General features: G+C 73.4%; 19 protein-coding genes and 1 pseudogene. 9 read left to right on the forward strand and 11 right to left on the reverse strand.

The window, feature by feature from the left end:
• A partial coding sequence (locus tag E0D90_RS10115; protein ID WP_157996846.1) for a condensation domain-containing protein occupies window positions 1-1,799 on the reverse strand: 1,799 nt, incomplete at its 3' end.
• Between the two features lie 307 nt (window positions 1,800-2,106).
• Between E0D90_RS10115 and E0D90_RS10120 the strand changes: the two genes are divergently transcribed.
• The 3 genes and pseudogenes from E0D90_RS10120 to E0D90_RS10130 all read left to right on the forward strand — a co-directional run bounded on the left by E0D90_RS10120 (window position 2,107) and on the right by E0D90_RS10130 (window position 3,468).
• Window positions 2,107-2,421 (forward strand): hypothetical protein, encoded by a 315-nt coding sequence (locus E0D90_RS10120; protein WP_130797424.1) that lies wholly within the window; start codon window positions 2,107-2,109, stop codon window positions 2,419-2,421.
• Window positions 2,422-2,584: 163 nt separating this feature from the next.
• Window positions 2,585-2,811 (forward strand): annotated as a pseudogene (locus E0D90_RS10125) (glyoxalase superfamily protein); the annotation flags it as partial.
• A gap of 81 nt (window positions 2,812-2,892) precedes the next feature.
• Window positions 2,893-3,468 carry a dihydrofolate reductase family protein gene (locus E0D90_RS10130; RefSeq protein WP_130797438.1) on the forward strand — a complete coding sequence of 192 codons (576 nt, stop codon included), beginning with the start codon at window positions 2,893-2,895 and terminating at the stop codon, window positions 3,466-3,468.
• 7 nt (window positions 3,469-3,475) lie between these two features.
• Here the strand turns inward: E0D90_RS10130 and E0D90_RS10135 are convergent, their stop codons facing one another.
• The 4 genes from E0D90_RS10135 to aztA form a co-directional block, all read right to left on the reverse strand.
• Window positions 3,476-3,958 carry a DUF4190 domain-containing protein gene (locus tag E0D90_RS10135; RefSeq protein WP_174856176.1) on the reverse strand — a complete coding sequence of 161 codons (483 nt, stop codon included), beginning with the start codon at window positions 3,956-3,958 and terminating at the stop codon, window positions 3,476-3,478.
• Between the two features lie 132 nt (window positions 3,959-4,090).
• Entirely contained in the window at window positions 4,091-5,107 is a 1,017-nt protein-coding gene (locus tag E0D90_RS10140; protein WP_130797425.1) for a DUF5954 family protein, read from the reverse strand.
• A gap of 126 nt (window positions 5,108-5,233) precedes the next feature.
• A complete protein-coding gene (locus tag E0D90_RS10145; protein WP_130797426.1) occupies window positions 5,234-6,718 on the reverse strand; it encodes an MFS transporter in 1,485 nt (494 codons plus the stop codon).
• Between the two features lie 188 nt (window positions 6,719-6,906).
• Window positions 6,907-7,617 carry a zinc ABC transporter ATP-binding protein AztA gene (aztA, locus tag E0D90_RS10150; protein WP_130797427.1) on the reverse strand — a complete coding sequence of 237 codons (711 nt, stop codon included), beginning with the start codon at window positions 7,615-7,617 and terminating at the stop codon, window positions 6,907-6,909.
• A gap of 50 nt (window positions 7,618-7,667) precedes the next feature.
• Here aztA and aztB point away from each other — a divergent pair, with 50 nt between their 5' ends.
• From aztB to aztD, 4 genes are all read left to right on the forward strand, one after another.
• Window positions 7,668-8,645: a zinc ABC transporter permease AztB gene (gene aztB, locus E0D90_RS10155; RefSeq protein WP_130797428.1), complete on the forward strand. Its 978-nt coding sequence runs from the start codon at window positions 7,668-7,670 to the stop codon at window positions 8,643-8,645.
• Window positions 8,642-9,898: a hypothetical protein gene (locus tag E0D90_RS10160; protein WP_130797429.1), complete on the forward strand. Its 1,257-nt coding sequence runs from the start codon at window positions 8,642-8,644 to the stop codon at window positions 9,896-9,898. The genes aztB and E0D90_RS10160 overlap by 4 nt, the downstream gene beginning before the upstream one ends.
• Window positions 9,895-10,851 (forward strand): zinc ABC transporter substrate-binding protein AztC, encoded by a 957-nt coding sequence (gene aztC / locus E0D90_RS10165; RefSeq protein WP_130797430.1) that lies wholly within the window; start codon window positions 9,895-9,897, stop codon window positions 10,849-10,851. The genes E0D90_RS10160 and aztC overlap by 4 nt, the downstream gene beginning before the upstream one ends.
• A gap of 137 nt (window positions 10,852-10,988) precedes the next feature.
• Window positions 10,989-12,206, forward strand: a complete 1,218-nt coding sequence (gene aztD / locus E0D90_RS10170) for a zinc metallochaperone AztD (protein ID WP_130797431.1) — start codon at window positions 10,989-10,991, stop codon at window positions 12,204-12,206.
• 102 nt (window positions 12,207-12,308) lie between these two features.
• Here the strand turns inward: aztD and kdgD are convergent, their stop codons facing one another.
• On the reverse strand, window positions 12,309-13,238 hold the full coding sequence (gene kdgD, locus E0D90_RS10175) for a 5-dehydro-4-deoxyglucarate dehydratase (RefSeq protein ID WP_130797432.1): 930 nt from the start codon (window positions 13,236-13,238) through the stop codon (window positions 12,309-12,311).
• An 86-nt stretch (window positions 13,239-13,324) separates the two neighbouring features.
• Window positions 13,325-14,497, reverse strand: coding sequence for an L-talarate/galactarate dehydratase (locus E0D90_RS10180; protein WP_174856177.1), 1,173 nt, complete (start codon window positions 14,495-14,497; stop codon window positions 13,325-13,327).
• 226 nt (window positions 14,498-14,723) lie between these two features.
• On the opposite strand from E0D90_RS10180, the gene E0D90_RS10185 reads away from it, so the two are divergent.
• On the forward strand, window positions 14,724-15,599 hold the full coding sequence (locus tag E0D90_RS10185) for a LysR substrate-binding domain-containing protein (protein WP_130797434.1): 876 nt from the start codon (window positions 14,724-14,726) through the stop codon (window positions 15,597-15,599).
• 43 nt (window positions 15,600-15,642) lie between these two features.
• Here the strand turns inward: E0D90_RS10185 and E0D90_RS10190 are convergent, their stop codons facing one another.
• The 3 genes from E0D90_RS10190 to E0D90_RS10200 form a co-directional block, all read right to left on the reverse strand.
• Window positions 15,643-15,858: a hypothetical protein gene (locus E0D90_RS10190; protein ID WP_130797435.1), complete on the reverse strand. Its 216-nt coding sequence runs from the start codon at window positions 15,856-15,858 to the stop codon at window positions 15,643-15,645.
• 183 nt (window positions 15,859-16,041) lie between these two features.
• Window positions 16,042-16,290 carry a hypothetical protein gene (locus E0D90_RS10195; protein WP_103504066.1) on the reverse strand — a complete coding sequence of 83 codons (249 nt, stop codon included), beginning with the start codon at window positions 16,288-16,290 and terminating at the stop codon, window positions 16,042-16,044.
• Between the two features lie 252 nt (window positions 16,291-16,542).
• On the reverse strand, window positions 16,543-18,108 hold the full coding sequence (locus E0D90_RS10200; RefSeq protein WP_174856178.1) for an MDR family MFS transporter: 1,566 nt from the start codon (window positions 18,106-18,108) through the stop codon (window positions 16,543-16,545).
• 170 nt (window positions 18,109-18,278) lie between these two features.
• Here E0D90_RS10200 and E0D90_RS10205 point away from each other — a divergent pair, with 170 nt between their 5' ends.
• On the forward strand, window positions 18,279-18,896 hold the full coding sequence (locus E0D90_RS10205; protein WP_130797436.1) for a TetR/AcrR family transcriptional regulator: 618 nt from the start codon (window positions 18,279-18,281) through the stop codon (window positions 18,894-18,896).
• A 91-nt stretch (window positions 18,897-18,987) separates the two neighbouring features.
• Here E0D90_RS10205 and E0D90_RS10210 read toward each other — a convergent pair whose 3' ends face one another.
• A complete protein-coding gene (locus E0D90_RS10210; protein WP_130797437.1) occupies window positions 18,988-20,907 on the reverse strand; it encodes an RICIN domain-containing protein in 1,920 nt (639 codons plus the stop codon).
• Window positions 20,908-20,951 lie beyond the last annotated feature (44 nt).

Below are 20,951 nucleotides of genomic sequence, written 5' to 3' on the forward strand. Positions count from 1 at the left end.
GGGTCGACCGTCCGGGCGGTCCCGGGGTCGGAGACCAGGGCGACCGGTGCGGAGTCCGCCAGCAGGTAGGCGGTCCGCTCGGCGGGGTAGGACGGGTCGATCGGCACGTAGGCGGCGCCCGACCGCATGGCGGCGAGCAGCGCCACGACCAGGTCGGAGGACCGGGTCAGGGCGACGGCGACCCGGGTGCCGGGGCGGGCGCCGCTCGCGGCGAGCCGGGCGGCCAGTTCCTCGACGCGGCTGCCGAGTTCGGCGAAGGTCAGCGTGCCGTCGGCGCCGACGACGGCGGTGGCGCCGGGTGTCGCGGCGACCTGCTGGGCGAACCGGACGGGCAGCGGGGTGGCGTCCGGCACTGACCGGACGGCGGAGCCGTCGGCGCCGACGGCTATCGCGGTGGTGGCGGTGGTGGCGGGCGTGCCGTCCGTGACCGTCGCAGCGTGCCCGGTGCCGGTGCCGGCCGCGACGATCCGTCTCCTCTCGGCGTCGTCGAGCAGACCGACGGAGCCCAGCCGTGCCGTGGGATCGGCGATGAAGGCGTTCAGCAGCCGGACCAGCCGCTCGTGGTGGACCGCGAGGTCGGCCTCGGAGTGCAGGTCGGCGTTGCCGAGCAGGTCCAGCCGCAGGCCGCCGTCGGCGAAGGACGCGTGGGCGGCCACCGCCATGTCCTCGACCGGGCCGATGGAGAGGTTGTGGAGCGTGGCGGTGCCGGTTCCGAAGGCCAGCGTGTCGTCGAAGGCCATGACGTTGACGACGGGTCCGGTGAGGCGGTCGCGCCGGCCGAGCAGTCCGCGCTCGCGGCGCAGCTCCTCGGAGGGGAAGCGCTGGTGCTTCAGCACGGTGCGCACGGCGCGGGAGGTGCGGCGCAGCAGGTCCTGGACGCGGTCGGACGGGGAGACGGTCAGCCGCAGCGGCAGGATGTTGGAGACCATGGCGGGGGTGAGCCGGGCGGTGTCGGTGCGGCGGGTGGTGACCGGCAGGCCGAGCACCACCTCGGACTGGCCGCGGGCGCGGTGGAGATAGGCGGCGGTGGCGGCGATGAAGAGGGTGGGCCAGCCGGCGCCGGCGGAGCGGGCCGCCTCGCGCAGGCCGGTCAGCCAGTCGGCACCGAGTTCCCGGCCGGCCCGGGCGGCGGTGCGGGCGGGGGGCGCGGCGGCGTCCCGCAGCCCTCCCGGCTCGGGCATGTCCCGCAGGTAGGCGGCCCAGAACTCGCGGTCCTCGGTGAACTGCGCGGACTCGCGGTAGGCGTGTTCCTCGGCGAGCAGCGGAGCGAGCGGGGCGTGGAAGGGCGGGATCTCCGCGTCGGGGTCGGTCGCGTACCGGGTGTACACGTCGGCGATGCGGCCGAGGGCTAGCGCGGCACCGTAGCCGTCGATGGCGAGGTGGTGCACCTGCTGGTGGAAGAACCAGTGCGTGTCGGCGAGCCGGAGCAGGGTGAGGCGGATGAGCGGGCCGGTGGCGGGGTCGTCGGTGACGCCGAGGGCCTCGCCCATCAGCCGGTGCGCCTCGGCGAGTGGCTCGCGGCGGTCGCGGAGGTCGACGACCTCGACGGGCAGGTCGATCTCGGCGGCCACGCGCTGGAAGGGCACCCCGTCGCGCTCCCCGAAGGTGACGCGGAGGGCGTCGGCCTCGGTGCCGACCTGCCGGACCGCGCGCCGCAGCAGTTCGGGGTCGAGCGGTCCGCGGATGTCGGCGTACTCGGCGATGTTGTACGCGGGGCTGGTGGGGTCGATCTTCTGGGCGAACCACAGGCCGAGCTGGCCGGCGGTCAGGGGGAGGCAGGAGGCGGCTGTCTCGGACACTCGTGATCACACCTAGCGCGGATTTCGGTGACGGCTCGGCTGGGCGCCGGGGCGGGGGCGGAGATTCGGCCTCGGGTGCCGTGACGGCACCTTTGACCCGGAAGGCCCCCTACGGGCGGGATGGTTCTTGACTCTGCGTTCGGCGCCGGTGGCGCTGAGGGATTGGTGATGTGTGACAGGTCACACCACGTGGCGGGTGGGGCGGCCGTGACGACCGGGGCGATCCGACGATCCGACCAATCCGATGACCGCCACGGTCCCGAACCCCCGGTGGACCGACGTTGTCGACAGACCGGAGAACGTGACGATGAGGAACACCCACGGACGACGCTGGGGTGCGGCTGTCGCTTCCGCCGCGGCGCTGGTGATGCTGACGGCGACGGGCGCGCAGGCGGCGTCCGCGAGCTCCTCCGCCGGGGCGGCCAAGCCGACCGCGAGCTACACCGGTTCGGTCAGCACCCAGAGCCAGGCGGGCAACGCGAACAACACCGGCGGCGGAGTGCAGGGGTGGCAGCTGTGTCTGCTCGCCTCCTGCCAGACCGGCACGGGCGGCAGCGGCGGGGCGCAGGGCGTGCAGGGCATCAACCTCTGCCTGCTGGCCCTGTGCTCCGTCCGGGGCTGAACCCACCGCCACGCGGCCGGCACCGGGGAACGCCCGGCCGGAGGAAGGCTCTTCCTCCGGCCGGGCGTTCCGCACGTCCACGGGTGGCGGCACCCGGGCGCGGGGGCGCCGCCGCCCGGCGCGCTGGCACCGTACGGGCCGCTCGTTCTGGCACCATGCCCCCATGCGGGAACAAGCGGTCCCCGTCCTCCGGGTCGCCGACGCGGAGCGGGCCATCGCCTGGTATCTCAGTCTGGGGTTCCGCCCCACCTGGGAGCACCGCTTCGAACCCGGGCTGCCGGCCTTCGCCTGGCGGCGGAGTTCGCGGTGACGGTGGAGGAGATGCCCTGGGCCCGCGAGATCCAGCTGCGGGACCCGGACGGCGACCGGCTGCGGATCGGCACACCGAGCGGCTGGCCCACCCACGGCGGCCACGGTCGCCCGGCACACCTCACCTCTCCCCCGCGTCCACTCCCCCGAAGGAGCCTCGGCATGGCCAGGTTGCTGTACTCGGTATCGATGTCACTGGACGGCTACATCGCCGGCCCCGGCGGAGACATGTCCTGGCTGGCCGGCCTACTCGGCCCGAACCCGCTGGTGGACGAGCTGGTGCCACAGGTGGGCGCGCTGCTGGTCGGCCGGCGGACCTTCGGCGGTGACGACCCCTACCGGGGGACGGAGGGCGAGGGGGAGGCGTTCGGCGGCGGCTGGAGCGGGCCGCAGTTCGTGCTGACCCACCGTCCGCCGCCCGGGCCGGTCCCCGGGGTGACCTTCGTCGGCGATCTGGCGAGCGGCGTGGCGGCGGCCAGGGCCGCCGCCGGTGACGGCTATGTCAACGTGCTCGGCGCGGACCTCGCCCGGCAGTGCCTGGCCGCCGGGGAGCTGGACGAGATCCTGAGCTGCGTCGTTCCGGTGATGCTGGGCGACGGCACCCGGCTCTTCCACGAGCCCGGAGGCGCCCGGGTGAGGCTGGAGCCGCTGACGGTGAGCCCGACGACGGGCGCCGCCAACCTCTGGTACCGGGTGGCCCGCGACGACGACCCGGCCGCCCTCACCAACCGGGTCTGACGCGGGCTCAGTTGCCGAAGTCGTCCCTGAAGTCCTGTTCGCACTGCTCGATCTCGGCCTGGCCGTTCGCGTTGTCGAGGCAGTCCTGGAGGTTCTGGAACTCCTCGGAGTTCCAGACCGAGACTCCGAACGCCAGAACCGCCGCGCCCGCGATGAGCCCCAGAGCGCCGAGGACGGCGCCGATCGCCGCCATGGTCCCGTTGGTGGCCTCTCCCCGCCTGGACCTCCGGAAGCCGATGATGCCGGTGGCCAGCGCGGCGATACCGAGCAGGATGCCCCCGGCCACGGTCCAGAACGTCAGCGCGGCCAGGATGCCGGTGGCCAGGGCGGCTACGCCCGCGCCGTTGCGCGGGGCGGCGGGGCGGCCGTCGAAGTGGGCGTGGCCGTAGCCGCCCTGTCCGCCGTGCTGTCCGCCGTGCTCAGGCGGGGGCGGGAAGCCGCCCGGCCCGCTCCGGCCGTACCGGGCGTCGGGGTCTGACTGCGCGTTCATCGTGTGCCCTCCCGTTCGGTTCCCTGGTGGGCAGGCGCGTGCCCGGCGGGCCACCGGACAAACAACCCGTCGGCCACCATGGCGGGTTCCGGCCCCGGCCGCCTCGCCGGGCCCCTGACCAGGGCCGTGGCGTTACTCGTCGAAGTGGATGGTGCCGTCGTCGTCCATGGCCGGGTGCATCTGCGACGGTTCGTGCGGGTCGACGTCGGAGGGGCGGGGCCCTTCCGGTCCGTCGGGCCCGATCCGGACGATGCGCCCGATCCGGGCGATCGAGAAGTGGCGGGTGCCGACGTCGAGTTCGTCGGCGGTTCCGTCGGCCCTGAACTCCTCGGCGACGCGCGCGTACTCGGCCTTCTCGGCCTCACTCAGCGGGGAGACCAGGGGGAAGGTCTCCTTGAGCGCGTAGTAGAGCCACCGGCGGGCGCCGTGCGCCGTGGCGAACGGCGTGGTGGTCATCCCCCAGCCGCCGGGGGTTCGTTCGACGACGCGGAACGCGGGCGGCAGCACGACGACGCCCGGGTGGGTCTCCAGTGCGCGCTCGGAGTCGGCCCGGACGTCGGCCGGGTAGCGTTCGCTGCGGTAGCACAGCCCCATCAGCGCCAGCCGTTCGGCACCGGCCATCACACCGGAGGCGGCGGCGTGGTCGATGACGAACCCCACATCCGGCTCCGGGTCGCGGTCCCGGCCGTCCCAGGTGGTCTTCTGCGGAACAGGGTCGGTCGGCCGGGCCGGTTCCGGGCCGTTCTCGTCGAGGTAGAGGAACTCGTCCGCGCGCACCACCCGGTAGTCGAGCCCGTCGACGGTCAGTTCGTCCACCCGCTCCTTCTCCAGCACGGAGACCGCGTCCAGGAGACGGCGCCGCACCACGGGGTCGTCCGTGTCGTCCTTCGCGCGGAACCACAGCGCGGAGTGCAGGATGTCGCGGGCCTGCTGACCCGAGCCCTCCGTGAGACCGGCGAACACCCGCCACCGGCCGCCGTCGCCGGGACTCTGGGTGGCCACGCCGAACAGCGGCCCACGGATCGTGTAATGCGTGTAGCGCCGGGCCGCGAGGGCCGCGTCCACCTCGACAGCGGCGGCGACGGGGTGGTCTGAGTGCTCGATGCGCATGACCAGGGGTTCGGGCTGCGTCTCTTCGTGACTGCTCACCTCCGCATTGTGATCACACGGCGGAGGCGCGTGTCAGCCGATCGCCCGGATATCGGCCGAAGTGACGGCGCGGCGTCCGGACTTGTTCGAACAGCGGCGGGCGAGGTTCGGACACCGGCCCACCGGTCAGCCGCCGCCGGGCCCGCTCGGCGGGCCGTCGGCGGGGGCCCGCGTGGACACCGGGCCCCCGGCGGGGTCGGCGACGGCCGGTTCGTCGGCGGTGTTCCCGGTGGTGTTCCCGGCGGGGAGGGGCCCGGGCACCGGCCGCGCGGCGACGGCCTGCGGGCGCTCCCCTCCCCCGTCGGCCGCGGCGGCCCGCCGCATGGCGCGCGCGGACAGCACGATGCCGGTGACCGCCAGCGCCCACAGGGGGTACTGGGCCAGCCACGCCACTCGGAAGGCGGTCGCGTTGAAGCCGCCGAAGGCGGTGAGCAGCAGTCCCATCAGCGCCAGGACGACCGGCGTCGCCGAGTAGCCGCCGAGGTTGGCCATGCCCTGCGCGATGCCCAGCCGGTGCGGCGGGATGCTGGCCCGCGCCACGTCGAAGGCCACCACCGAGCCGGGACCGCCGATGCCGAGGACGACGACCAGCACCACCAGAAGCCACAGCGGAGCCTGGCCCCGCCAGGCCAGCAGCACGGTCCACACGGTCGCGGTGAGCCCGATGACGGCCAGGAAGATCCAGTCGCGGCGGGCGGGGTACCGCGCCGCGAGCAGCCCGATCAGCGGGCTGGTGCACAGCGCCGTGACCACGATCAGGGTGATCAGCAGCGCGGCGGCGGTCGCCGTCAGTCCGTGCACGGAGACCAGGTAGGGCACACCCCACAGCAGCGAGAACACCATCATCGAGAACTGGGTGCCCATGTGCCCGAAGAACGCCAGCCGGATACCGGGGACGCGCCACACCGCCGGCTCGGTGCGCGGCGCACGCCGGCGGCGGGGACGCGGACGGCGGGGCCACGGGCGGCGCCCGCGTGATCCCGTGGCGGGCACCGGCTGCCGCGCCCCCGGGGGCGGGGCGACCGGGGCGACCGTGGCGACGGCGTACGGGCCCCGTCGCACGACGCCCCACGCCAGCGCCGCCGTCAGCAGGCTCGCGAAGGCGGCGACGGCGAAGGCCCGGGTCCAGCCGATGCCGTGCAGCAACGCCAGGAACGGCACGGCGGAGAGCGCCTGCCCGGTCTGCCCCAGGAAGGTGGTGACCTGGGTCAGCACCGGGACGCGGCCGGCGGGGAACCACTGCGGGATCAGTCCGAGCACCGAGACGAAGACCAGCGCGTCACCGGCGCCGACCAGCACCCGGGCGAGCGCCGCCAGTGCGAAGGAGTCGGAGACGGCGAGGGTGCCCTGACCGATGAAGAGAAGGAGGCCGCTGACGGTCAGCGCCGCCCGCGCTCCCCAGCGGTCCACCGCGATTCCCGCCGGGATCTGCCCGGCGGCGTACACCACGACCTGCAGCAGGACGAAGGCCGACAGCGCGCCGGCCCCGATCCCGAACTGCTCGGTCGCCTCCAGTCCGGCCACGCCGAGTGTCGTCCGGTGGAAGACCGCCATCACGTAGGCGAGCAGCGCCGCGACCCAGACGGCGTACGCGGTCCTCGCGCGTCTCACCCGCACCGCTGCTCCCGGCCGGCGCGGAGAGACGGACGCACGGGTCGGCGGGCGGCGCCGGACGGCGGTGAGTCAGTGGGCATGCCACCCACTCTTGCAGGTGACCGCGGAGCTCCGCGCCCGGCCTCCCGGCGGCGGACGGGCGAGGGACGGTCCGTGCCCGGCCGGGCACGGACCGTCGGCGGGGGTCAGCCGGCGGGCTGCCACAGCCCGGCGAGGGTCCGCTCGGTCAGCACCTCGGCCGGCGGCCCCTGCGCGAAGAGCAGGCCGTCGCTCAGCAGCAGGCAGTGCTCGGCGCGCCGGGCCGCCTCCAGGTCATGGGTGGCCTGGACGACGGTGACGCCCTCGGAGGCGAGTTCGGTGAGGACGGCGTCGATCTGCCGACGGGCGTCCAGGTCGAGGCCGGTCCCGGGCTCGTCGAGCAGCAGCAGGTCCGACTCCTGGGCGACTCCCTGGGCGACCAGGGCACGCTGGCGCTGACCGCCGGAGAGTTCGGCGAGCTGCCGGCCGGCCAGGGGCGCGATGCCGAGCCGTTCCAGTGCGGCGTCGACGACCACGCGGTCCCGCCGGGTCAGGCGGCGCCATGGCCCCCGGTCCGCCCAGCGACCCATCTCGACGGTCTGCCGGACCGTCAGCGGGAGCGCGGCGGCGTCGGTGCCGCGTTGTGGCACGAAGGCCGGTCTCCGGGTGCCGTGGTGGTGGACCGATCCGGCTGTCGGGCGGATCACACCGGCGATCACACCGAGCAGCGTGGACTTGCCCGAACCATTGGGCCCGACCAGGGCCGTAGTCGCCATCTCCGGTATTTGAGCGGTGAGTTGGCTCAGAACCGTTCGCCCGGCGTAGCCGGCGGCCAGTTCGGTGACGCCGACCCGCGGCCGGCGATCCGTGGTGCTCATCGGAACCCCCTCTTGTAATTGATAATCGTTTTCATTGTAGTGTGCGGGCCATGGAGTGGTTGACCGGTCCCTTCGAGGTGACCTTTGTGCAACGCGCCCTGTGGGGCGGCGTGCTGGTGTCGCTGATCTGCGCGCTCGCCGGAACCTGGGTGGTGCTGCGCGGCATGGCGTTCCTCGGCGACGCGATGTCGCACGGCCTGCTGCCCGGGGTGGCCCTGGCCTCGCTGCTCGGCGGCAACCTGCTGGTCGGCGCGGCAGCGAGCGCTGCGGTGATGGCCGCCGGGGTGACCGGACTGGCGCGGGTGCGGCGGCTCTCCCAGGACACCGGCATCGGGCTGCTGTTCGTCGGGATGCTCTCCCTGGGCGTGATCATCGTCTCCCGGTCCCAGTCCTTCGCGGTCGACCTCACCGGCTTCCTCTTCGGGGACGTGCTGGCCGTCCGCGAACGGGACCTGGTTCACCTGGTCATCGCCCTCGCCGTCGCGGCGACCGCGGCGGCCGTGGGGCACCGCGCCTTCCTGGCCCTCGCGTTCGACGAGCGGAAGGCGCACACGCTGGGGCTCCGGCCCCGGCTGGCACACGGCGCGCTGCTGGGGCTGCTCACGCTGGCGATCGTCGCCTCCTTCCACATCGTCGGCACCCTGCTGGTGCTCGGCCTGCTGATCGCGCCGCCCGCCGCCGCCCTGCCGTGGGCGCGGCGCGTCCACGGGGTGGTGGCCTCCGCGGCGCTGCTCGGGACCAGCGCGACCTTCCTCGGGCTGCTCCTCTCCTGGCACCTGGGCACCGCGGCCGGCGCGACCATCGCGGCCGTCGCCGTGGGCCAGTTCTTCCTCTCCGTCGCCGCGGCCGCCGTCCGCGACCGGCTGGCAGCCGGCCGCCGTCGCCGGCACCCGGCGGACACCGCCCCCGTGGACCGGCCGGGCCCGCTCCGGCCCGCCACCACGGCGGGTGCGACCCAGCTCACCGGCGCGACCGCCGGCAAGACCACCGCCACGACCACCACCGCCGACCGGAGGCAGACCGCATGACCCCCACCCACCACGGCGTCCCCCGCGCCGCCGCCGCGCTCGCGGTCCTCGCCGCGCTGGCGGTCACGGCCACCGGCTGCGCCGGCGACACCGGGAGCGGCGACCCGGACGGCGCCGCCGACACCGGGGAAACCACACCGCACGGCTACGTCGAGGGCGCCGAGGAGGCCGCGGAGCAGCAGTCACGGCTGGTGCTCGCGGACCCGGAGACCGGCGCCGTGCGGGTGCTCGACCTGATCACCGGGGAGAGCCACCCCCTGGACGACGTCCCCGGCACGACGTCACTGCGGACCGACGGCCGCTTCGCCCACCTCCACACGGACGCCGCCACCCACCTCCTGGACAGCGGTGCCTGGACCGTGGACCACGGCGACCATGTGCACTACTACCGGGCGGCCGTCCGCGAGTTGGGCGCCGTGCCCGCCGACGGTCCCGGCGCGGTGCGTGCCGACGCCCGCCTTCTCGCCGTCACCGACACCTCCGTGGACGGCCCGCGGGACGCACTGCTCTTCGCCCGCGATTCCCTGGAGTCCCCGGAGACGGAGGCGATACCCGACGGCACCCGGCTGGCCGGCCCGTTCGCCGGCCCGGTCATCCCCTACGCCGAACACCTCATCGCCCCGGACGGCGGCGACGGCCCGGCGTCCGTCGGCGTCCACACCCGTGACGGGGAGCGGGTCGACACCCTCGAACCACCCTGCGAGGACCCGCACGGCGACGCCGTGACCAGACGCGGCGTCGTGCTCGGCTGCGCCGACGGAGCCCTGCTCGTCACCGAGGACGACGGCGTCTTCCACGCCGAGAAGATCCCCTACGGGGACGCGGTACCGGCGGCCGAACGGGCGCGGGAGTTCCGCGGCCGGCCCGGCAGCACCACGCTCACCGCCCTCGCCGGGGACGAGGCGGTCTGGGTACTGGACGTCACCGAACGCGGCTGGACCCGGGTGGAGACCGGCCCGGTCGTCGCCGTCAACACCGCCGGGGAGGGAGCGCCACTGCTCGCGCTCACCGCCGACGGCGTACTGGAGGGGTACGACCTCGCCGACGGCACCCGCACCACCGCCGTCGAGCTGCTGCGGGTGCCGCCGGAGAGCGGTGGCCGTCCCGTCATCGAGGTCGACACCAGCCGCGCCTACGTCAACGACCCACTCGCGCGCACCGTGCACGAGATCGACTACAACGACGACCTGCGGATCGCCCGGACCTTCGAACTCGACCTCGCGCCGGGCCACATGGTGGAGACGGGCCGGTGAGGCGCCGCACCGCGGGCCGCCCGCGCGCCCGCGTCCGCACCCGTGCCCTGCTCCTCGCCGGCGTCGCCGCCCTCGCCGCCGTGGCGGCGGCCGGCTGCGGGACGGACGGGGGCGAGCGTCCCAGTGTGGTGGTCACCACCAACATCCTGGGCGACATCACCCGCGAGATCCTCGGCGAGGAAGCCGAGGTGACCGTGTTGATGCGGCCCAACGCCGACCCGCACTCCTTCGGCCTCTCGGCGGTCCAGGCGGCCGCACTGGAGCAGGCGGACCTCGTCGTCCACAACGGGCTCGGGCTGGAGGAGAACGTCCTGCGGCACGTGGACGCCGCCGCGGAGGCGGGCGTCGCCACCCTCGCCGTCGGTGACGCCGTCGACCCGATCGCCTACCGCTCCGACGACAGCGCCGGGCAGCCGGACCCGCACTTCTGGACCGACCCCGACCGGGTGCGGACAGCCGGCGCGCTCATCGCCGACCACGTCGTCGAGCACGTGACGGAGGCGGACGACGCGGCTGTCCGCGCCAACGCGGCCCGCTACGACGCCCAACTCGCCGAGCTGACCGGGTGGATGGAGGAGAGCTTCGCCGAGATCCCCTCCCGGGACCGGCAGCTGGTCACCAACCACCACGTCTTCGGCTACCTGGCGGAACGGTTCGGCTTCGAGGTCGTCGGGGCGGTGATCCCGAGCGGAACCACCCTGGCCTCGCCGAGCTCCGCCGACCTGGCCTCGCTCACCCGGGCCATGGACGAGGCGGGCGTGCGGGCGGTCTTCGCCGACTCCTCGCAGCCGGAACGGCTGGCGCAGGTCCTGAGCCAGGAGACGGACAGCGAGATCAGGGTGATCCCCCTGTTCACCGAGTCGCTCACCGAACCGGGCGGCGGCGCCGGGACCTACCTGGAGATGATGCGCGCCAACACCACCGCCATCGGTGAGGGCCTGACCGGCCGCTGACCCCTGCGCGCCCACGCGCACCCCGGGCCGCGCGCCCCGCACCCGCCCGTCACCACCGGTGGCGGAGATCCGCCGCGCCCGGCCACCCGGAAGAAGACGTCACCGCGGATCCCCGCGGCGAAGGAGAGGAACACACAGTGAAGAAGTCGCTACGCAACCGGTCCGCCTCGGCGGTCGCCCTGACGGCGGTGGCCGCCCTGGCCCTGTCCGCCTGCGGGTCCCAGGACGACGACACGGACACCGGCAAGGCGGCCGGTGGCGGCACCGGGACCACCTCGGACGGCACGCCCGCGGCCGAGGTGGACGACGCCCTGGTCGTGACCTACGACGGCGGCCTGTACGTGCTGGACGGCAGCACCCTGGAGATCGCCGCCGACGTGGAGCTGGAGGGCTTCAACCGGGTGAACCCGGCGGGCGACGACCGGCACGTCATGGTCTCCACCGCGTCCGGCTTCCGCGTCTTCGACACCGCCGCGCAGGACTTCACCGAGGCGGAGTTCCCCGGCGAGAAGCCGGGACACGTGGTGCGGCACGCGGGGAAGACCGTGCTGTTCGTCGACGGCACCGGAGAGGTCGTGGTCTTCGACCCGGCGGACCTCGCCGACGGAACGCCCGAGCCCAGCCGCACCTACACCTCGCCGGAGCCGCACCACGGCGTCGCCATCGAGCTGGAGAACGGCGAACTGCTCACCACCCTCGGCGACGAGGAGAGCCGGGTCGGTCTGGCCGTCCTCGGCGCGGACGACGAGGAGCTGGCCCGCAACGAGGACTGCCCCGGCGTGCACGGCGAGGCGGCGGCGAAGGACGAGGCGATCGTCGTCGGCTGCCAGGACGGCGTCCTGATCTACCAGGACGGCGAGTTCACCAAGGTGGACAGCCCCGACGACTACGGGCGCATAGGCAACCAGGCGGGCAGCGAGGAGTCCGCGGTCCTGCTCGGCGACTACAAGTCGGACCCGGACGCCGAACTGGAGCGCCCCGAGCGGGTGTCACTGATCGACACGGTCAGCGGCGAACTGCGGCTGGTGGAGCTCGGTACCAGCTACTCCTTCCGGTCGCTGGCCCGCGGCCCGCACGGCGAGGCCCTGGTGCTGGGCACGGACGGCGCCATCCACGTCATCGACCCCGAGCAGGGCGAGGTCACCGACACCCTCCCGGTCGTCGGTGAGTGGCAGGAGCCACTGGACTGGCAGGAGGCACGTCCGACGCTGTTCGTCCGCGGCCACACCGCCTATGTCTCCGAGCCGGCCGAACGTGCCCTGCACGCCGTCGACATCGAGTCCGGCGAGACGCTGGCCTCGATCACGCTGCCCGAGGCCGTCAACGAGGTGACCGGCGTGGTGGCCGGACACTGAGACTCTCGTTCCCGAAGGCCGCGTCCGCCGCGCCGCCACCGCTGAGCGGTGGCGGCGCGGCGGACGCGCGTGCGCGCGGGTGCGGGGCCGGGCGCACAACGGTCAGCCGGCGGCCGCCGGGGCGGGAAGCCGTCCGATCAGGGCGGTGAGCTCGGCGAGTTCGGCCGGGGCGAGGTCGGTCAGCGGGGGACGCACGGGCCCGGCGGGCCGGCCCACGGCGGTCAGCCCGGCCTTGACGATGCTCACCGCGTAACCGGGCTCGCGGTCACGGATGTCGGTGTAGGGCAGCACGAACTCCCGGAGGTGGGCGAGGACGCTCCCGTGGCGGCGCTCGCGCACCGCGGCGTAGAACTCCAGCGCGAACTCCGGCAGGAAGTTGAAGATGGCGGACGAGTAGGTGGTGACGCCGAGTTCGAGGTAGGGCAGGGCGAACGCCTCGGCGGTGGGAAGCCCGCCGATGTAGGTGAGTCGGTCACCGAGCCGGGTGTAGATCCGGGTCATCGCCTCGATGTCGCCCCGGCCGTCCTTGAACCCGACCAGGTTGGGGCAGCGTTCGGCGAGCCGGGCCAGGGTCTCCGCGGTGTAGACGGCGTTGGCCCGCGAGTAGAGGACCACACCGAGCGAGGTCGAGCGGCAGACGGCCTCGACGTGCGCGGCCAGCCCGCGCTGCCCTGCCTCGGTGAGGTACGGCGGGAAGAGCAGAATGCCGTCGGCGCCCGCTCGTTCGGCCGCGGCGGCCAGCTCCACGGCGGTGGCGGTGCCGTAGCCGGCCGGCGCCAGGATCGGCGTCCCCTCCGGCGCCGCCGCGACGGCGGCGCGGACGACCCGCTCGACCTCGGCCGGAGTCAGCGAGAAGAACTCACCGGTCCCACCGGCGGCGAAGAGTCCGCCGACCTCGTACTGGCCCAGGTGGGCGACGTGTTCGCGGTAGCGGTCCTCGTCGAAGGTGAGGTCCGCGTGGAAGTGGGTGACGGGGAAGGACAGCAGCCCGGCTCCGATGCGGCGGGCGAGTTCGTCCGGGGGAAGAGACATCTGCGGATCGCTCCTGAGAGGGGTGACGGCGAGCGGGTGCGGGGGGGGGCGGGGTGCGCGGTGCGGTGGGAGACGGCGGCGCCGGTTCAGCGGCGGTCGCCGGTCTCGTACGACTCGCGGGTCCAGGCCCGCGCCTGGTCGGTGAGGGTGATGCCGAGGCCGGGCCGCGCGGGCACGGCCATCCGGCCGTCGCGGATCTCCAGCCGCTCGTGGAACAGCGGCTCCAGCCAGTCGAAGTGCTCGACCCAGGGCTCGCTGGGGTAGGCCGCGGCCAGGTGGAGGTGGATCTCCATCGCGAAGTGCGGCGCCAGCTGGAGGTGGTGGTGGTCGGCGAGGGCGGCGAGCCGCAGGAACTGGGTTATGCCGCCGATGCGCGGGGCGTCCGGCTGGATGACGTCGGCGGCGCCGTGCCGGATCAGCTCCCAGTGCTCCGCCACGCTGGCCAGCATCTCGCCGGTGGCGACGGGGGTGTCGAGCGAGGCGGCGAGCGCGGCGTGGCCCTGGGCGTCGTAGGCGTCGAGCGGCTCCTCGATCCACACCAGGTCGAACTCCTCCAGCGCGCGGCCCATCCGCTGGGCGGTGGGCCGGTCCCACTGCTGGTTGGCGTCGACCATCAACGGCACGCCGTCACCGAGGTGTTCGCGAACGGCGGTGACCCGGGCCAGGTCCTGGGCACGGTCGGGGTGTCCGACCTTGATCTTGATCCCGGCGATGCCCTTCTCCCGGGAGGCGGTGGCGTTCTCCAGCACCTGCTCCGTCGGGGTGTGCAGGAAGCCGCCCGAGGTGTTGTAGCAGCGCACCGAGTCGCGGTGGGCGCCGAGCAGCTTGGCCAGCGGGAGCCCGGCACGCTTGGCCTTGAGGTCCCACAGGGCGATGTCGAAGGCGGCGACGGCCTGGGTGGCGAGACCGCTGCGTCCGACGGAGGCACCGGCCCACACCAGCGAGGTCCAGATCTTGCCGATGTCACTGGGGTCGGCGCCGATCAGGGTCGGGGCGAGCTCCCGTGCGTGTGCGAAGAGGCCGGGGCCGCCGGCGCGCTTGGAGTAGCTGAAGCCGATGCCCTCGTGGCCGTCCTCGGTGCCGAGTTCGACGAAGAGGAAGGCCACTTCGGTCATGGGCTTCTGCCGCCCGGTCAGCACCTTGGCGTCGCTGATCGGTGTCCGCAGGGGGAGGAAGAGGGAGGAGAGCTTGATCCAGGCGATCCGGTCGAGGGTCGCCTCACCCGCGGCCCGGGCGGTGTTCTGGGGGGTGTGCGTCATGGTCACCACTTCGGTTCCGTACGGGTGTGCGGGCGGGGCGAGCGGGGTGTGCCGGGACGGACGCCGCGCTCGGACCGACCGGGGCCGGTCGGTCCGGTCCGGTTCTCGCACCGGCCTCCCCTCCGACGGTAGGCTCAGCGATTGATCCACGTCCAACATTGTTTTTGGATCAACTGATACCCGATGCGCATCACACCGGGCGCATCACCGAGGCGGGAGGCGGCGGATGTTCACGCTGGCGCAGCTCAGCGGCTTCGTGGCGGTCGCGGAAGAGCTGCACTTCACCCGGGCGGCCGAGCGGCTGCGGATGACCCAGCCGCCGCTCAGCCGGCAGATGCAGCTGCTGGAGGAGGGGCTCGGCGTGCGGCTGCTGGACCGCACCAACCGGTCGGTGCGGCTCACCCCGGCCGGACGCGCCTTCCTCACCGAGGCCCGGCGGATTCTGCGCCAGGCCGAGCGCGCGGCACTGGCGGCCCGGCAGGTTTCGACCGGCGAGGCGGGCTCGATCGCGATCGGCTTCACCGCCACCAGCGCCCACGCCCCGCTGGGAGATCTGCTGGCGGTGGCGCGGCGCACGGTGCCGGAGGCCGAGGTGGTGCTGCGCGAGCTGGTGACCCGTGACCAGCTGGAAGCTCTCGCCGAGGGCACCCTGGACCTGGGGATGGTCCGTCCCGCGCTGCTCGGCCCGGGGCTGCGCAGCCGCCCGGCGATCCGGGAGGGGTTGCTCGCCGCCGTTCCCGGCGGCCACCCGCTGGCGCTGCGCGCGGGCCCGCTGGAGGTGGCGGACCTCGACGGTCAGGAGTTCCTGATGTACTCCCCCGTCGAGGGGCGGTACTTCCACGAGCTGCTGATCAGCGTGTTCCGCGCGGCCCGGGTGGCGCCGGTCTTCACCCAGTACCTCAGCCATGTGCACAGCATCCTGGCGCTGGTCAACACGGGGTGGGGGGTCGCGGTGGTGCCGGAATCGGCGGAGCAGATGCGGTTCGACGGCATCGTGTTCAGGCCGCTGACGCTGCCGGACCCCCGGCCGGTCGAACTGGATCTGGTGTGGCGCGAGGCCAACGACAACCCGGTGCTGGGCACGTTGCTGCGCCATCTGTGACCGGGCGCGCCCGGCACGCTCCGGGGCGGGTCACGGCGGGACGTCAGTCCCCGTCGAGGAGCCCGATGACATCCTCCTGGTCGCGGAAGGTGAGGAAGGCGGCGGCCAGCAGGTACGCCACGTTGGCGAAGACCAGCAGTGAGAAGAAGCTCAGCACCGAGCCGAACGGGGTCCCGTCGCGGAACGCCAGCCACCCGGTGAGGGCGCACAGGACCACCCCGAACCCGACGAAGGCCCGCCGGACTCTCCGGAATCGCACGGGCCCGGTTCTCCGGCGAAGCTGCATGGTTCCCCCTCGGTGGTCCGTGGGAGCTGCTCCCACGGACGACTGGACGCGACCGGTGGTGCGCTCGGTTCCGGTGCGCGGTCACGCGGGGGCGCACACGGCCGGAGCCCGGTACCCCGCGTGGAGGGGTACCGGGCTCCGGACGACGACGTGGCGTCAGCGCTTGGCGACGAGGTAACCCTCGGTCTCCTGCTCGTACTTGAAGCCGGCGGCCTCGGTGATGCCGTAGGGGCCACCCAGGTTCTTGTAGTAGAAGCCCTTGGCCTCGACCTCGTGCTCGAAGCCGGCCTTGACGACCTCGTGGTGGCCACCCTTGTTGTCGCCACAGGCGAACGCCGAACCGGCGCCACCGGCGAGAGCGGCGACGGTGAAGACGCCCGCGAGGACAGCGGAGCGAATGCGCATGGGAAATCCTCCCGAATGAGCGGACAAGTACGAGATCGACCTTGCCCGCGGCCGCCGGTCCGCACAACCGCCGACGCCGCCGGGACACCCGAACGGGGCCTCCCGATGAGCACTTTGGCGGAGCGCTTCCCCCGACCGGGTCTCGCGCCCCTGAGCCGGAAAAAGGCGGGTGCCCGCCACCGCCCGGTGATGACGGGCGGTGGCGGGCACGCGGTGCCGCAGCAGGCGGGCGTACGCGGGTGGTAGTCCCTCTCAGGGAGCGGGGCTCCCGGCAGGGGTGACGGTGCCCTCCCGGCGGTCGGTCTCCTCGGCCGGCGAGCCGGACGGGGTGTCGGACGGAATATCGGACGGTCCCGCCTTCTGCGGCGCACGCCGGACCAGGAAGGAGAACGCGGCACCGACCACGGCGAGCGCCGCGCCCACCAGGAACGCCGCGTGGATGCCGTCGGCGAGTGCCCCGACCTCTCCCCGCCCGTCCTGGGCCGCGGCGGTCGCGCCACGGGTCATCACCGTGATGAACAGCGCGGTGCCGGCGGCTCCGGCGAGCTGCTGCAGGGTGCTGACGATGGCGCTGCCGTGGGAGTACAGCTCGGGGTTGAGGGAACCGAGGGAGGAGGTCATCAGCGGCGTCATCATGAACCCGAGCGAGACGCACAGGAAGACGTGGATCGCGACGATCATCGCCGGCGCCGATCCCTCGCCCAGCCGGGTCATCGCCGCGAGCGCGGCCGTCATGCCGAACGCGCCGGGGATGACCAGCGGGCGCGGCCCGTAGCGGTCGAAGAGCCTGCCGACGATCGGGGCGACGACGCCCATGGTCAGACCGCCGGGCAGCAGCATCAGACCGGTGGAGAGGGTCGAGAGGTCGAGCACGTTCTGCAGGTACAGCGGCAGCAGGATCAGCGAGCCGAAGAGCGCGCCCATGCAGATCACCATCATCAGCACGCCGATGGCGAAGGTGGGCACCGTGAACGGGCGGAGGTCCAGCAGTGCGGCCGCGCGCTTCTGGAGCTTGGTCTGCCGCACGACGAACACCAGCAGCGCCACCGCGCCGACCGCGATCGGAAGGGCGGGCTGGACGGGGGCGTGCCCGGCGCTGGACTCTCCGATGGCGCTCAGCCCGTAGATCAGCCCGCCGAAGGCGAGTGCCGAGAGCACGATGGAGACCACGTCGAAGGAGACCTTGCGGGGCGTGGTGATGTTCTGGATCATCATCGCGCCCAGCACCAGGCTGAGCAGTGCGACCGGGATCACTACCAGGAAGAGCCAGCGCCAGGAGAGCGAGGAGAGGATCAGGCCGGAGAAGGTCGGGCCCACCGCCGGGGCGACGGCGATGACGATCGATATCAGGCCCATGGTGCGTCCGCGACGTGCGGCCGGCACGAAGTTCAGCACGGTGGTCATCAGCAGCGGGATCATCAGCGCGGTGCCGGAGGCCTGGATGACCCGGCCGGCCAGCAGCGGACCGAAGCCCGGGGAGACGGCGGCCAGCAGGGTTCCCGTCGTGAACAGCGTCATCGCCGACAGGAAGACGGTGCGGGTGGTGAAGCGCTGCAGGATCAGGCCGGTCGTCGGAATGACCACGGCCATGGTGAGCAGGAACCCGGTCGTCAGCCACTGGGCGGTCGAGGCGCTGAGGTCCAGGTCCTCCATGAGCCGGGGCAGCGCCACGCTCATGATCGTCTCGTTGAGGATGACGACGAAGGCGGACACGACCAGCAGGCCGATGACGATCTTGATCTGACGCGGCATCGCGTCCTGCGACTCGTCGGCGGGCGAGTCGGAGACGGTGGCGGGTGCGCCACGGTCAGCGGACATGCTGGGGGCCTTCCTGATGGTTCGGGTGGTGCGACGACGCCGGGGGATGCTCCCGGGGGCGGGGCGGTCGATTCCGCCCGGGCCGCGCGGGCCGTCCAGGCGGCCGCGCCAACACCTTACGACACTCGTGTCACCAGGTGCCATGTAATTCACTTGGTACCATTGCGCCCATGTCAGCGCCCCCCGGTCTGCGAGAACTCACCCGCCGCACCGTGCGTTCCCGCATCGCCGAGACCGCCGAGGAGATGTTCGCCACAGAGGGATACGAGGCGACGACCGTCGAGGCGATCGCCGAGCGCGTGGGCATGTCCAAGCGCAGCTTCTTCCGCTACTTCGCGTCGAAGGAGGAGGTCGTCATCGAGCACTACGCGCGCATGGGCGGCGCCTTCCTGGACCGGCTGGCCGCCCGCCCCCTCGACGAGCCGGAGTGGGACTCGCTGCGCCGCGTCTTCGATGTCGTGGCCGAGCACTTCGCGGACGCGGAGCGGCGCGAGCGGGGCGCCGCGATGCAGCAGATCGTCGAGAGCAGCCCGGCGCTGCTCGCGGCCTACCTCAAGCACATGGAGAGCATGCACCACCGGCTGGCCGAGGTGCTCCACGAGCGACGGGTGCGACGCGGCGTTCCGGTGGACGAGGACCGGACACTGCTGCGGGCCGTGGTCGGCGCGGCCTTCTGCTGTCTGCACGCGACCGTCTCCCATGTCGCGCACAGTCCCGGGCCGGTCGATCTGGACGCCCGGCTGGACACCGTGATGGCCGCCGTCCGGCCGGCCCACTGCTCGCTCTGAACCTCCGCGGGGCCGGGTCCCACCGCACGGCCGCGGTGGGAGCCGGCTCCCGTCAGTGGTGTCAGTGCGGGTCAGCCCGGGTCAGCCCGGGTCAGTCCACCGGGTTCAACCGGAAGGACTGGCCGGCCGCGCCGGTGCACGGCCGCTGGGTGAGGCGCCCTCCGTTGTCGGCGGACGGGCTGTCCAGGGTGAGGCAGTGGCCGCTGTGGCGGGCGACGAAGCGGTGGGTCCCGTCGGACGCCCGCTCCGCGCGCCACTGCTGGTTGGTGCCGCCCTCGTAGTTCCACAGGTGGACCGGGGCTCCGCTGTGGACGGCACCGGGGCCTCCGTCGACGTCCCAGGAGGTGCCCGCGTGCCGGCTGGTGACGCGGTGGTGGCCCGCGCCGGTGGGGTGGAAGGTCCAGGTCTGGTTGGCCTGGCCCGGGTCACCGCAGCTCCACTGCTGGAGCGCGGCGCCGTTCGCCGTGCTCCAGTCGGCCACGTCCAGGCAGCCGGCGCCCGCGCCGGTCACCTGGTAGCCCGCGCCGGGGACGATCTCCACCGGATCGGTGGGCCCGCCGGAACCCGGCGCCTCCCAGGTGAAGGTGGCGAGTGCACCGGCGGGCAGCGTGTGGCTGAGTGAGCTGCCGCCCTCGGTCAGCGAGAAGGTCCGCGCGGCACCGGCGCGGTTGACGACGAACGCGACGCGGCTGCCGTCCGGGTTGCGGAAGGCGACGTTCTGCACCCCGCCCGGACCCTGGCTGCTGGAGCCGATGACCGCGGCCCCCGGGTCGACGAACTTGGTGAGGTGTCCGAGGACGTAGAACTCGGCGCCGGGGGTGACGGTGGTGCCGTCGATCTCGACCACCCCGTTGCAGCGGTTCTCGCAGTTGCCCTGGTGCGGGCCGCCGTCGGCGTCGAGGGCGAGGTTCCAGGTGATGGTGGTCTCGCCGCCGTTGCGCATGTTGCGCACCACCAGGTTCTCCGCGTGCCAGCCGAGGGTGTCGGCGAAGGTCGCGGCGGGATCGGCGGAGTCGGTTCCCGAGCACTCGGTGAAGTAGACCCGCTTCCCGGCGTCCCGTACCTGGGCCTGTGCCTCCGGGGAGCCCCCGTAGCAGTGGAAGGCCGCGCCCGCCACGCGGTCGATGTCGGACGTGGCGTTCAGGACGTCCAGCGGGTACTGCGGGACGTCCCAGTTGTGGTCGTAGGCGAACAGGGTGGTGGGCAGGCCCGCCTGGCTGAGGGCGCCGTCCAACACCCGGAAGAAGGCGGCCTGCTGGGCGGCGGTCATGTGCATGGAGGGGTAGACCGTCTCCAGCAGCGGCTCGTTCTGCACGGTGAGGTCGCTGAGTTCGATGCCCTCGGCCGCGTAGGCCTCGATGGCGCGCACCAGGTAGCGCGCGTAGTCCCCGTAGTGGGCCGGGTCCAGGCTGCCGCCGTTGAGGGAGCCGCCGGTCTTCATCCACGCGGGCGCCGACCAGGGGCTGCCCATCAGCCGGATGCCGGGGTTGATCTCCAGCGCCTGGCGGACCACGGGGATGATCTGCCGCTGGTCCCGCTCGATGCCGAACTGCCCGGGGGTGTCCTCGTAGGTGTAGAACGAACCGGCGTTGAAGTCGGTGCTGCCGAGCGGCTGACGCAGGTAGCTGAGTCCTATGCCGTCGCCGTCGCGGGAGAACAGCGAGTTCATCAGGGTGTCGCGCTGGCCGGCGGGCAGCCCGCTGATGAGGTGGGCGGATGCCTCGGTGACCGAGGCACCGGCCCCGGAGAACCGCTGGCGTACGTCGCCGGCGTCGACGGCGATGTCGATCGGCTGCGGCTGGGCGTCGAAGGCGACCTCGCCCTGGGGAGCGAGCCGGCTGCCGCCGTCGGCGGTGGTCAGCCAGACCTGCGCGACGGGCGCGTCCGCCCGTGCGGAGGAGGCGGTGGCGAGGCCGAGACCGGTGGCGGCGACGGCCGCCGCCGCGAGCACGGCGGTGGCCCTCCGCAGCCGGGCGGACGGTCGTCGGGGCGATGCGGTGGTGGGGGTCATCACGGCTCCTGGGCTCTGCGGTGGGGGTGTCAGCTGTCCCTGGT

It is taken from the genome of Streptomyces otsuchiensis, assembly GCF_004305975.1.
Classification (GTDB): domain Bacteria; phylum Actinomycetota; class Actinomycetes; order Streptomycetales; family Streptomycetaceae; genus Streptomyces; species Streptomyces otsuchiensis.

Excerpts from the sequence above, each read along its gene's own strand:
- E0D90_RS10120 (WP_130797424.1), top strand. The coding sequence starts at position 2,107 with ATGAGGAACACCCACGGACGACGCTGGGGTGCGGCTGTCGCTTCCGCC.
- E0D90_RS10130 (WP_130797438.1), top strand. The coding sequence starts at position 2,893 with ATGGCCAGGTTGCTGTACTCGGTATCGATGTCACTGGACGGCTACATC.
- E0D90_RS10135 (WP_174856176.1), bottom strand. The coding sequence starts at position 3,958 with ATGAACGCGCAGTCAGACCCCGACGCCCGGTACGGCCGGAGCGGGCCG.
- aztA (WP_130797427.1), bottom strand. The coding sequence starts at position 7,617 with ATGAGCACCACGGATCGCCGGCCGCGGGTCGGCGTCACCGAACTGGCC.
- aztB (WP_130797428.1), top strand. The coding sequence starts at position 7,668 with ATGGAGTGGTTGACCGGTCCCTTCGAGGTGACCTTTGTGCAACGCGCC.
- E0D90_RS10160 (WP_130797429.1), top strand. The coding sequence starts at position 8,642 with ATGACCCCCACCCACCACGGCGTCCCCCGCGCCGCCGCCGCGCTCGCG.
- kdgD (WP_130797432.1), bottom strand. The coding sequence starts at position 13,238 with ATGTCTCTTCCCCCGGACGAACTCGCCCGCCGCATCGGAGCCGGGCTG.
- E0D90_RS10180 (WP_174856177.1), bottom strand. The coding sequence starts at position 14,497 with ATGACGCACACCCCCCAGAACACCGCCCGGGCCGCGGGTGAGGCGACC.
- E0D90_RS10185 (WP_130797434.1), top strand. The coding sequence starts at position 14,724 with ATGTTCACGCTGGCGCAGCTCAGCGGCTTCGTGGCGGTCGCGGAAGAG.
- E0D90_RS10195 (WP_103504066.1), bottom strand. The coding sequence starts at position 16,290 with ATGCGCATTCGCTCCGCTGTCCTCGCGGGCGTCTTCACCGTCGCCGCT.
- E0D90_RS10200 (WP_174856178.1), bottom strand. The coding sequence starts at position 18,108 with ATGTCCGCTGACCGTGGCGCACCCGCCACCGTCTCCGACTCGCCCGCC.
- E0D90_RS10205 (WP_130797436.1), top strand. The coding sequence starts at position 18,279 with ATGTCAGCGCCCCCCGGTCTGCGAGAACTCACCCGCCGCACCGTGCGT.
- E0D90_RS10210 (WP_130797437.1), bottom strand. The coding sequence starts at position 20,907 with ATGACCCCCACCACCGCATCGCCCCGACGACCGTCCGCCCGGCTGCGG.